9 protein-coding genes and 2 tRNA genes are annotated in these 11306 nt (G+C 68.7%); 9 read left to right on the forward strand and 2 right to left on the reverse strand.

All coding sequences use genetic code 11. The annotated features are described in order from the left end of the window. The first annotated feature begins 191 nt into the window (after positions 1 to 191). The 9 genes from AB0J71_RS44115 (at position 192) to AB0J71_RS44155 (ending at position 10192) form a co-directional block, all read left to right on the forward strand. Entirely contained in the window at positions 192 to 1265 is a 1074-nt protein-coding gene (locus AB0J71_RS44115) for an NAD-dependent epimerase/dehydratase family protein (protein ID WP_352319339.1), read from the forward strand. Between the two features lie 23 nt (positions 1266 to 1288). After that, the gene (locus tag AB0J71_RS44120) at positions 1289 to 1714 is read left to right on the forward strand and encodes a molybdenum cofactor biosynthesis protein MoaE (RefSeq protein WP_352319328.1); all 426 of its coding nucleotides are present in this window, start codon (positions 1289 to 1291) and stop codon (positions 1712 to 1714) included. Positions 1715 to 1724: 10 nt separating this feature from the next. After that, on the forward strand, positions 1725 to 2771 hold the full coding sequence (locus AB0J71_RS44125) for a PDZ domain-containing protein (protein WP_352319330.1): 1047 nt from the start codon (positions 1725 to 1727) through the stop codon (positions 2769 to 2771). A 129-nt stretch (positions 2772 to 2900) separates the two neighbouring features. Then, on the forward strand, positions 2901 to 5855 hold the full coding sequence (locus AB0J71_RS44130; RefSeq protein ID WP_352319332.1) for a UPF0182 family protein: 2955 nt from the start codon (positions 2901 to 2903) through the stop codon (positions 5853 to 5855). 57 nt (positions 5856 to 5912) lie between these two features. Then, positions 5913 to 5989 (forward strand) — tRNA-Met (locus tag AB0J71_RS44135). Between the two features lie 341 nt (positions 5990 to 6330). Beyond that, positions 6331 to 6407, forward strand: a tRNA-Met gene (locus AB0J71_RS44140). Positions 6408 to 6512: 105 nt separating this feature from the next. Then, the gene (locus AB0J71_RS44145) at positions 6513 to 6980 is read left to right on the forward strand and encodes a group II truncated hemoglobin (protein ID WP_364420169.1); all 468 of its coding nucleotides are present in this window, start codon (positions 6513 to 6515) and stop codon (positions 6978 to 6980) included. Between the two features lie 9 nt (positions 6981 to 6989). Then, complete coding sequence (locus tag AB0J71_RS44150) at positions 6990 to 9524, forward strand: DUF4118 domain-containing protein (RefSeq protein ID WP_364420171.1); 2535 nt, start codon at positions 6990 to 6992, stop codon at positions 9522 to 9524. Continuing rightward, positions 9521 to 10192, forward strand: coding sequence for a response regulator (locus AB0J71_RS44155; RefSeq protein WP_352330137.1), 672 nt, complete (start codon positions 9521 to 9523; stop codon positions 10190 to 10192). The genes AB0J71_RS44150 and AB0J71_RS44155 overlap by 4 nt, the downstream gene beginning before the upstream one ends. On the opposite strand, the gene AB0J71_RS44160 is transcribed toward AB0J71_RS44155, so the two are convergent. Continuing rightward, positions 10180 to 10374, reverse strand: coding sequence for a hypothetical protein (locus tag AB0J71_RS44160; protein WP_352330135.1), 195 nt, complete (start codon positions 10372 to 10374; stop codon positions 10180 to 10182). The two genes, AB0J71_RS44155 and AB0J71_RS44160, sit on opposite strands and share 13 nt — an antisense overlap. Before the next feature lie 116 nt (positions 10375 to 10490). Continuing rightward, positions 10491 to 10910 (reverse strand): hypothetical protein, encoded by a 420-nt coding sequence (locus AB0J71_RS44165; protein WP_352330133.1) that lies wholly within the window; start codon positions 10908 to 10910, stop codon positions 10491 to 10493. Positions 10911 to 11306 lie beyond the last annotated feature (396 nt).

The following is an 11306-nucleotide window of genomic DNA, read 5'->3' on the forward strand; positions in this document are numbered from 1 at the left end:
CCGACAACATGTCGGCGAACTGGCGCATCGCCTGAGCCATTTGCTCAGGGTTGCCGAACATGGCGAACGGGTTCTCGTTAGGGTCGTTTTCGCGACCTGGCAGGTCAGTCACCGCTCTACCTCGTGCAGGATGGAGGAGTCCACATCCGCCACGTTAGTCGTCCTACGGCGGATCAGTGCAAAGTGAGGACCTGGTGCCTACCTCGAAACGCCCGCGTCAACCCGTCGTCGCCGTCACCGGCGCGGCCTCCGGCATCGGCCGCGAGTTGCTCGTGAGGCTCGCATCCGCCGCGGATTTCCGCAGAGTGGTGGCCATCGACGAGGAGCGCGGCGACGTTCAGGAAGCCACGTGGAGAGTGATCGACGTACGGGATCCGCTCTTGGCGAACCGGATCTCCGACATCGACGTCCTGGTCCATCTGGCCGGTGACTACGCCGTCGACTCCGACCCGGGGGAGCGGCGCGCGTACAACCTCAGAGCCGCGCAGACGGTGCTCACCGCCTGCGCCGCCGCCCGCGTGCGGCGGGTGATCCTGGTCACCAGCGCCATGGTCTACGGCGCCGCGCCCGACAACGAGGTCCCCCTGCCGGAGGACTCCCCGGTGGCCGCCGAGCCCGACACCGGCGTCGTGGGCGACTACCTGGAGATCGAGTCGCTGGTCCGCAGGTCGCTGCGCAGCCACCCGGGCCTCGACGTCACGGTGCTGCGCCCGGCGGCGGTGGTCGGGCCGGGCGTCGACACGGTCATCACCCGGCACTTCGAGTCGCCGCGGCTGCTCACGGTCAAGGGCTGCAACCCCAACTGGCAGTTCTGCCACATCGACGACCTCGTCTCGGCGCTGGAGCTGGCCGCCAAGGGGGCCGTCACCGGCGTGGTGGCCGTGGGCTCCGACGGCTGGCTGGAGCAGGAACAGGTCGAGGAGCTGTCCGGGATCCGGCGGTTCGAGCTGCCGGCGGGGCTCACGTTCGGCACCGCGCAGCGCCTGCACCGGCTCGGCATCACCCCGGCGCCCGCCACCGACCTGCACTATGTCGTCTATCCGTGGGTGGTCGACTGCTCAGCGCTGCGCGAGGCGGGCTGGAAGCCCGCGTGGACCAACGAGGCCGCCTTCCGGCAGCTCCTCGAACTCCGTGAGAACAGGACCACCGTGGTCGGCAGGCGGTTGCCGGTAAAGGAGGCCACGCTCACTGCGGCCGGCGCGACGGTGGCCGTCATCGGCACCGCGGCGATCGTCCGGCAGGTCCGCAAAAAGCGTCGTCAGTAGGAACGTGAGGTTAGGCTCTTTCCGTGGACGTCATCCGGTTGCTCGGCATTCGTGACACCCCGTTGTCCGTGGACGAGGTGCTGGCCGCGGTGGGAGACCACGCGGCGGGCGGCACCGCGATCTTCATCGGCACGGTGCGCGAACAGGACCACGGCAAACCCGTGACCCGGCTCTCCTACTCCGCCCATCCCTCGGCGCCGGACGAGCTGCGCCGGGTCGCCGAGAAGGTCGCGGCCGACTTCCCCGTCACCGCGATGGCCGCCGTCCACCGGGTCGGCGACCTGGGGCTCGGCGACACGGCGGTGATCGTCGCCGTGGCCGCGCCACACCGCGACGAGGCGTTCAGGGCCTCGCGCAGGCTCATCGACGATCTCAAGGCCGAGGTCCCCATCTGGAAACACCAGGTGTTCGCCGATGGCGAGACCGAGTGGGTCGGCGCCTGCGAATAAGCTCATCACCATGTCACGACGCGTCCTCACCCTGCTGCTCGCGGGGTTCTTCGTGCTCGCGCTGGGCGTCCTGGGGGCGTTCCGGCCGGTCCCGTACGTCGTGCTGAGCCCCGGCCCCACCGAGAACACCATCGGCGAGGTCGACAAGAAGCCGGTGATCTCGATCAGCGGCCGGCAGACCTATCCCACGAGCGGTGCGCTGAGCCTGGTCACGGTGGCCTACCAGGGTGGCCCGGCCGCCCAGATCGACCTGCTGACGGCGTTGCGCGGCTGGCTCGACCCGACCGTCGCGGTGGTCCCGCAGGAGACGATCTTCCCGCCCGGCCGTGACGCGAAAAAGGTCGACGAGGAGAACGCGGTCGAGATGACCAACTCCCAGGACTCCGCCAAGGCCGCCGCGCTCAACGAGCTCAAGATCCACTACGACCGGGTCGTCACGGTGCTGTCCACCGAGAAGGGCAAGCCCGCCGACGGCAAGCTGCAGAAGGGCGACCAGATCAACGCGGTCGACGGCAAACCGGCCACCGACTCGCAGTTCGTCGGGGACACCGTCAAGGCGCACAAGCCAGGCGAGACCGTGACCTTCAACGTGACCAGGGGCGGCCAGAAGCTCGACGTGTCGCTGCAGCCGATCGCCAGCAAGGACGGCAAGCCCCTCGTCGGCGTGCTCATGCAGGAGAAGTTCAAGTTCCCCTTCGACGTCGAGATCAACGTGGGCGACGTCGGCGGGCCGAGCGCCGGGCTGATGTTCTCCCTCGGCATACTCGACAAGCTGACCCCCGGCGAGATCACCGGCGGCAAGCGCATCGCCGGCACCGGCACCATCGACACCGAGGGCCAGGTCGGGCCAATCGGCGGCATCGCCCAGAAGATGGTGGGGGCCCGCGACTCCGGCGCGACCATCTTCCTCACCCCCGCGGACAACTGCGCGGAGGCCATGAAGGCCGTGCCCGACGGCTTGCGGCTGGTCAAGGCCGACACGTTGCACGACGCGGTGCTCGCGCTCGACGCGCTGCGCACCGGAAAGGGCAATGTGCCCGCTTGTGAGGCCGGATGAAACTTCCGGCGAGCGCCGTGCGTTAGCCGTACGGCTGGCGCTGCGGTGTAAGTTGCCAGACACGGACCGTTTCTTCATCACGACGAGGGGTTGGCCTTGAGCTTCCGGACCCCAGGGGCCGGCAGGGCGATGCGCTTGCCACGCCGGCCGCGGCTGCTTCTGCCTGTGGCCATCGCGCTGGTCGCGATCGTGGCCCTGTTTTTTCTCTTTTCTGGGATTTATACCGACTACCTGTGGTTTGACACGACCAACTACACGTCGGTCTTCTCCGGGGTGCTGCTGACCGAGATCGTGCTGTTCCTCGTCGGAGCGGTGCTCATGGTCGGCATCACGGGCGGCAACATGCTGCTGGCCTTCCGCACCCGGCCGATGTTCGGCCCCGCCGTGTTCGGCGGCGGCAGCGGGGCCGACCGCTATCGCATGGCGCTCGACCCCCACCGCAAGCTGATCTTCATCGTCGGCATGGGCCTGCTCGCGCTCTTCTCCGGCTCCTCGTTCGCGGGGCAGTGGAAGACGTGGCTGCAGTTCGTGAACGGAGCCTCCTTCGACAAGAAGGACGAGCTGTTCGGCATGGACATCTCGTTCTTCATGTTCGACTACCCGTTCATCAGGATGGTGCTGAACTTCCTGTTCACCGCCGTGATCATCTCGATCGTCCTGGCCACGATCACCCACTACCTCTACGGCGGCTTCCGGCTGCAGTCGCCGGGCGTGCACGCCTCCAGGGCCGCGCGGATCCACCTTTCCGTGCTGCTCGGCGTGTTCGTCCTGCTCAAGGCCGTCGCCTACTACATCGACCGGTTCGGTCTGGTCTTCTCCGACCGCGGCTACGTGCACGGCGCGTCCTACACCGACGTCAACGCGGTGCTCCCGGCCAAGAACATCCTCGCGATCATCGCGTTGATCTGCGCCGCGCTGTTCTTCGCCGGCGTCGTGCGCCCCGGCGGCATGCTGCCCGGCGTCTCGTTCGGCCTGCTCGTGCTCTCGGCCATCCTGATCGGCGGCGTCTACCCGGCGCTGGTCGAGCAGTTCCAGGTCAAGCCCAACCAGCAGGGCAAGGAAGCCGTCTACATCGACCGGAACATCCAAGCCACCAGATCAGCCTACGACGTGCAGAACGCCGAAGTGATCGACTACAACGCCCAGGCCGACCCGACCAAGGTCAGCGCCGGCGGCGACGAGTCGGTGACCGGCGTGCGTCTGCTCGACCCGGCGCTGGTGTCGTCCACGTTCGAGCAGACCCAGCGCATCCGCGGCTTCTACGGCTTCCCCGACCAGCTCGACGTCGACCGCTACCCCGGCAAGGACGGCAAGCTGGTCGACCACGTGGTCGGCGTCCGCGAGCTGCTCGGCCCGCCCGCGCCCCAGAACAACTGGATCAACCGCGCGCTGGTCTACACCCACGGCTACGGCTTCGTCGCCGCGCCGGGCAACGAGGTCGACGCGGGCGGCCTGCCCGCCTACGACAGCAAGGACATGCCGGTCACCGGCGACCTCGCGGCCTCGACCGGGCTCAAGGAGTCGCGCGTCTACTTCGGCGAGAACCCCGGCTCCACCGAGTACGTCATCGCCGGCGGCAACCCCAAGACCCCGCAGGAGCTCGACTACCCGGTCTCCGGCGGCCAGACCGGCCAGCAGAACACCACCTACACCGGCAAGGGCGGCGTGCCGATCGGCTCGGCCCTCAACCGGCTCGTCTACGCCGCCAAGTACGGCGAGATGAACATTCTGCTGTCGGGCGACATCAACGACAACTCCAAGATCCTCTACGTGCGCAACCCACGGGAGCGGGTGGAGAAGGTCGCGCCGTTCCTGACCCTCGACGGCAACGCCTACCCGGCGATCGTCGACGGCCGGATCACCTGGATCATCGACGGGTACACCACGTCCAACGCGTACCCGTACTCGCAGAGCGAGAGCCTCGGCGACATGACCCGCGACCTGGCCACCGACCGCCGCGTGGTCGCCCAGCAGCCGCAGGACGAGATCAACTACATCCGCAACTCGGTCAAGGCCACGGTCGACGCCTACGACGGCACGGTCACGCTCTACGCCTGGGACGGCAACGACCCGGTGCTGAAGACGTGGTCCACCGCCTTCCCCGGCACGATCAAGCCCGCTTCGCAGATGAGCCCCGACCTCCAGGCGCACATCCGCTACCCGGAGGACCTGTTCAAGGTGCAGCGCTACATGTTGTCGCGCTACCACGTCACCAACGCGGCCGCCTTCTACAGCGCCCAGGACTTCTGGAACATCCCCAGCGACCCCTCGCAGGGCAACCAGTCGGTCAAGCAGCCGCCGTACTACCTGACGGCGACGATGCCCGACGAGTCCGAGCCGTCGTTCTCGCTGACCACGACCTTCGTCCCGCGGGAAGGGCCCAACCTGGCGGCCTTCATGGCGGCGGGCTCCACGGTGGGCAAGGACTACGGCAAGTTGCGCATCCTGCGCATGCCGTCCAACACCACGGTCCCCGGTCCCGGTCAGGCCCAGAACAACTTCCAGAACAAGTTCTCGGGCGAGCTGGGCCCCCTCGGCCTCGGCCAGGCCAACGTCAGGTACGGCAACCTGCTGACCCTGCCCTACGCGAACGGCCTGATCTACATCGAGCCGGTCTACGTGCAGACCAAGGCCGGCACCGGCCAGGAGCCGTACCCGATCCTGCGGCGGGTGCTGGTGGCGTTCGGCAACAAGGTCGGCTCGGGTGACACCCTCGACCAGGCCCTGGAGCAGGTCTTCGGCGGCGAGCAGCAACAGCCGAACACCCAGCCCCAGCAGACCACGCCCAACCAGGCGAACACGTCGGCGATGAACACCGCCATCTCCAACGCCCAGAAGGCCTACGAGGACGCCCAGAAGGCCCTCCAGGCCAGCCCCCCGAACTGGGACGAGTACGGCAAGGCCCAGAAGCGGCTGGAGGAGGCGCTGAAGCAGATCGAGAGCGCCAACGCCAAGCCGGCGGCGACCCCGTCGCCCTCGGCCTCTCCCTCTGCCTCCCCGTCGGCGACGCCGTCCGCCTCGCCGCCGGCCACGTCCACACCGACGCCGACACCCTCGGGCACACAGGCGGGAGGCACCACCTAGCCCTTTCGGTTTGCGCCCACCCCTCGTCGCCGATAGTCTTGAGAAGCAAGACAGCGACGCGGGGTGGAGCAGTTCGGTAGCTCGCTGGGCTCATAACCCAGAGGTCGCAGGTTCAAATCCTGCCCCCGCTACCAAGATTCGAGGTCCTGGCCGACGGCCAGGGCCTCGTTGCTTTTCACCGGCACCGCAGGTCCCATCCGGCATTGTCGGTCTCCAGGACCTCGAGACCATCGCGGGACGCGGGCGTTCTGGAAGCACACCCTGCCTCCATTTCCGCCAAGCGGAGGTCATCGGCCCTATGGGCACCATGACGAGCAGGGGCCGGCGCGACGGGTGACGCCAGGAGGATTCGCCGCCGTGGTGGAGGGGGTCTGAGCAGCGTGAGGCCCGTGATTACGCCACCGACGCGCCCGGACAAAGCCCGGCCGGGTCGAAGGAGTCCGGAAGGGCGGTATAGTTAATAACGACACACCGACGCGGGGTGGAGCAGTTCGGTAGCTCGCTGGGCTCATAACCCAGAGGTCGCAGGTTCAAATCCTGTCCCCGCTACCAAGCCAAAGTCCTCGGTCGCCACACGGCGACCGGGGACTTCGTCGTTTCGGGACCTCTTCCTATCGGGCCTTGTCGAACCGACTCGCGTGCTGATTACATGATTACATGATGGAAAAAGACGTCCCGACGATCTACGAGTGGGCGGGCGGGACCGAGGCGTTCGAACGGCTGACCGTGGCGTTCTACCGGACCGTCCTCAAGGACGACCTCATCGGGCCGCTGTTCGCCCACATGGACCCCGAGCACCCCAAATACGTCGCCATGTGGCTCAGCGAGGTCTTCGGCGGCCCTGACCGGTACACCCGCGAACGCGGCGGATATCCCCACATGCTGGCCCACCACCTGGGCCGGGCCATCACCGAACCGCAGCGCCGCCGTTGGGTGAACCTCCTCATGGACGCCGCCGACGAGGTCGGCCTGCCCGACGACCCCGAGTTCAGGGCCGCGTTCGCCGGCTACATCGAATGGGGCACCCGGCTGGCCGTGCACAACTCCCAGCCCGGCGCGACCCCGCCCCCGAAGGCGCCGGTTCCGCACTGGGGCTGGGGAGTCGCCCCGCCATACCAGCCGTAACCTGGAGAAATGGGAAGCACGTCGCGCGGGCGGCTGCGGGTCTACCTGGGCGCGGCGCCCGGCGTCGGCAAGACGTACGCCATGCTCAGCGAGGCGCGACGGGCCAAGGAGCGCGGACGTGACGTGGTCGTGGGCCATGTCGAGACCCACGGCCGCGACCAGGTCGCCCGCCTGCTCGACGGACTGGAGACCGTGCCGGGCCGCACCGTCGTCCACCGCGGCGCCACGTTCACCGAGCTGGACGCCGACGCGGTCATCGCCCGCCGTCCCACGGCCGTGCTGGTCGACGAGCTCGCCCACACCAACACGCCCGGCTCCCGGCACGCCAAACGCTGGCAGGACGTCCAGGACATCCTCGACGCCGGCATCGACGTCGTCTCCACGCTCAACATCCAGCACCTGGAGTCCCTGCGCGACGTGGCCGAGCAGATCACCGGCCTGCCGCAGCGCGAGACCGTCCCCGACGACCTGGTCCGGCGGGCCGACCGGCTCGAACTCATCGACATGTCACCCGAGGCGCTGCGCCGCCGCCTCGCCCACGGCAACGTCTACCCGCCGGAACGCGTCGACGCCGCCCTCGCCAATTACTTCCGCGTCGGCAACCTGTCCGCTCTGCGGGAGCTTGCCCTGCTCTGGGTGGCGGACCGGGTCGACCGGCAGCTCACCGCGTACCGGGCAGACCACGACATCGCGGGCACCTGGGAAGCCCGCGAACGCGTCGTCGTCGCTCTCACCGGCGGCCCCGAGGGCGACACCCTCGTCCGCCGCGCCGCCCGCATCGCGGCCAGGACCAAGGGCGCCGACCTGCTCGCCGTGCACGTCACCCGGGCCGACGCCCTGTCCACCACGAGCGACCCGGCCAACCTGGTACGCCAGCGCAAATTCGTCGAGGACCTCGGCGGCACCTACCACCAGGTCGTGGGCGACGACATCCCGCGCGCGCTGATCGCGTTCGCCGACGGCGTGAACGCCACCCAACTCGTCCTCGGCGCCTCCCGGCGGGGACGGCTCGCGCAACTGCTCACCCGCGGCGTGGGCATGACGACGGCCACGCTGTCCGGGTCGATCGACGTGCACATGGTCCCGCACGAGGCCGTCAGCCGAGGCTCCGGCCGGCCGCGGCCCGGGGGAGCGCTGACGCCTCGGCGCAGGTCGGCCGGATGGGCGCTGACCCTGGCCGCCATGCCGGCGCTCACCGCCGTGATCGCGCCGCTCGACCTGAGCCTGCCCAGCGAGATCCTGCTCTTCCTGCTGCTGGTCGTCGGCGTCGCGCTCGTGGGCGGGATGTGGCCGGCGCTCACGGCGGCGGTGCTCGCGTTCGGGCTGCTCAACTGGTTCTTCACGCCGCCGGTGCACACCCTGACCATCGCCGAGCCCGAGAACGTGTTGTCGCTGGCCATCTTCGTCCTGGTCGCGGCCATGGTGAGCACGGTCGTGGACCTGGCCGCCCGGCGCAGCAGAGAAGCGGCCCGGTCCAGGGCCGACGCCGAGGTCCTGTCCACACTGGCCGGACACGTGCTGCGCGGGGAGTCCGCGCTGGCCTCACTGCTCGGACGGTTGCGCGAGACGTTCGGGCTGACCGCGGTGACCCTGCTCGAAAAGGACGATCCGTCGCGTGACTGGCGCATCGTCGCCACGTCCGGCGGCCCCCCGATCACCACCCCGCCCGTCACCAGCCCGAACCACCCCCGACCGGACGGCGGGAGCGACGTGGTCACCATCGACGACCGGCTGGTGCTCGCGACCCGCGGCCGGCTGCTCGACGCCAGCGACCGCCGCGTCCTGGAGGCGTTCGCCGCCGAGGCAGCCGTCGCCCTGCGCCAGGAACGCCTGCGCGAGGCGGCCGCGCGCGCCGAGCCGCTGGCCGAGGCCGACCGCATGCGCACCGCGCTGCTCGCCGCCGTTGGCCACGACCTGCGCACCCCGCTCGCCTCGGCCATGGCGTCCGTGGAGAGCCTGCGCAACACCGACATCATCTGGTCCGACGACGACCGCGCCGAACTGCTGGCCACCGCCGGCGAGTCGCTGATCAAACTGAACCGGCTCGTGTCGAACCTGCTCGACATGAGCCGCCTCCAGGCCGGCGTGCTGGGCGTCACCTTGCGGCCCGTCGCCGTCGAGGACGTGCTGCCGCGTGCCATCGACGACCTCGGCCCGCTGCGTGACCGGGTCAGCAGTGACGTCCCGGCCGACCTGCCGGAGTTCCAGGCCGATCCGGCGCTGCTCGAACGCGTCCTGGCGAACCTGATGGCCAACGCCGTCCGCTACAGCCCCGAAGGCGAGACCGTGCTCGTCACCGCGAGCTGGCACGGCGAACGCGTCGAACTGCGCGTCATCGACAGGGGACCAGGAATCCTCACGGAAGCGCATGAAAGGGTGTTCATGCCCTTCCAGCGACTCGGCGACCGCGACAACCACACCGGCGTGGGCCTCGGCCTCGCACTCTCGCGCGGCCTCACCGAGGCGATGGGCGGCACGCTGCTCCTTGAGGACACCCCCGGAGGAGGGCTCACCATGACGGTCTCACTGAGGAGGGCCCCTTGACCCGCGTGCTCGTCGTCGACGATGAGCCCCAGATCCTGCGTGCTCTGCGCATCAACCTGGCGGCCAGGCACTACGAGGTCGCGGTCGCCCCCGACGGCGCATCGGCGCTGCGCCAGGCCGCCGACTGGCACCCCGACCTGGTCGTCCTCGACCTCGGCCTGCCCGATCTCGACGGCGTCGAGGTGATCCAGGGCCTGCGCGGCTGGACGAAGGTGCCGATCATCGTGTTGTCGGGGCGTACCGACAGCACGGACAAGGTGGACGCGCTCGACGCCGGAGCCGACGACTACGTCACCAAGCCCTTCGGCATCGACGAGCTGCTGGCCCGCATCCGCGCGGTGACCCGCCGCACGAACCAGCACGAAGAGGAACCCGCGACGGTGCGGCTGGGCGACCACGTGATCGACCTCGCCGGCAAGACGATCTCAGGCGGCGTACGGCTGACGCCGACGGAATGGCACTTCCTGGAGATCCTGCTTCGCAATCCCGGCAAACTGATCAGCCAGCGGCAGCTGCTGACGGAGGTGTGGGGCGCCGGCTACCTGAAGGAGACGCACTACCTGCGCCAGTACATGGCCCAACTGCGCCGCAAGCTCGAACGCGACCCGGCGCACCCCGTGCACCTGCTGACCGAGCCCGGAATGGGATACCGGTTTCAGCCCTCCTGATCCCTGACCAGGACAACCGCTTTGAGCACGGCCCACCCGAGCAGCAAGGCCCCGAAGAGCACCTGAGCGGCACGCACCCACATGGAAGACGTCTGATCCGCATAGATCACAACACCGATCCACATCAGACCAAATATCCCGACCAGGATGATTGCCGACCAGTTCAGCCCACGTTGCCACATACGCGCAGTCTTACAGCCGGGTGGCCAAGGCCGGGTATGGCCACAGTCCTCATCCGGTCGAAGCCTGAGCCCCCTGGGGGATCAGCCTTGAGCGATCAGCGGCCGGGCCGGCCGGCTCAGCGGGGAAGGGTCCGATGCGCACCGACGCACCGACGCAGGCGCATCCCGCGCATCCGCACGACCGGCGGCTGTTGCGGTGGTTGCTGCCCCTCCTGCATGCAGGCGAGCAGCGTCTCAGCCGTACGGGCGTCGGACAGGATCTGCTGCACGGCGTCTTCGTCCTCGGGCAGCTGACCGCGCTCGGCCAGCTCGCGGGTGAGGAAGGCGAGCGGGTCGGGCGCGCCGACCATGTCCGCGGCCACGGTCGTCCGCGCCGCCGTGAGCAGCCGCAGGTAATGGGTACGCAGGACGGCCTCGCGCACCCGTGCCTGTTCGAGGTCGTCGATCAGGGTCCGGGCGATGCGCAGGAGGTCTCCCGCATGGGTCGCCGGGTCGGCGAGGAAGGCACGGATGTCGTCGAACTCCGAGCGAGTCATGGCGGGCACCTCCGAGAGCGCAGTCTGCTCGTGGCTACCTTCGTACCGAGGGGCGATTGCGGATGACTTGCTGACGGCTTGACTTCAGGTGTCGTACGGGCGGCGATGACCAAGGTTTGACGATCTTGTGGCGAGGGAAGGACCCTACGATTACCTGTGTGGCGCGAAGTAGGCGCGGGAGACTGCTAGAGTTGCTTCGCGCAGGGCGGCCGAGGGGCTCGCAAGAGCCTCAACAGAAGCCCGGCAAATCCCACTTCCTTCTGGTTCATTCAAGACGGTTCAGAGCGGTCTGAATGAGCTGGTAAGTTAGAGGGGTTGTCCCGGAAGCGGGGCGCGACTTAATTCCAGCAGGTCGAGCAAGTCCGGTCAATTTGACAGAGACTTGAACGGCTGAAA

This window comes from Nonomuraea sp. NPDC049637 (assembly GCF_040675235.1).
GTDB lineage: Bacteria > Actinomycetota > Actinomycetes > Streptosporangiales > Streptosporangiaceae > Nonomuraea.

Excerpts from the sequence above, each read along its gene's own strand:
- AB0J71_RS44165 (WP_352330133.1), bottom strand. The coding sequence starts at position 10,910 with ATGACTCGCTCGGAGTTCGACGACATCCGTGCCTTCCTCGCCGACCCG.
- AB0J71_RS44145 (WP_364420169.1), top strand. The coding sequence starts at position 6,513 with ATGATGGAAAAAGACGTCCCGACGATCTACGAGTGGGCGGGCGGGACC.
- AB0J71_RS44150 (WP_364420171.1), top strand. The coding sequence starts at position 6,990 with ATGGGAAGCACGTCGCGCGGGCGGCTGCGGGTCTACCTGGGCGCGGCG.
- AB0J71_RS44130 (WP_352319332.1), top strand. The coding sequence starts at position 2,901 with ATGCGCTTGCCACGCCGGCCGCGGCTGCTTCTGCCTGTGGCCATCGCG.
- AB0J71_RS44125 (WP_352319330.1), top strand. The coding sequence starts at position 1,725 with ATGTCACGACGCGTCCTCACCCTGCTGCTCGCGGGGTTCTTCGTGCTC.
- AB0J71_RS44160 (WP_352330135.1), bottom strand. The coding sequence starts at position 10,374 with ATGTGGCAACGTGGGCTGAACTGGTCGGCAATCATCCTGGTCGGGATA.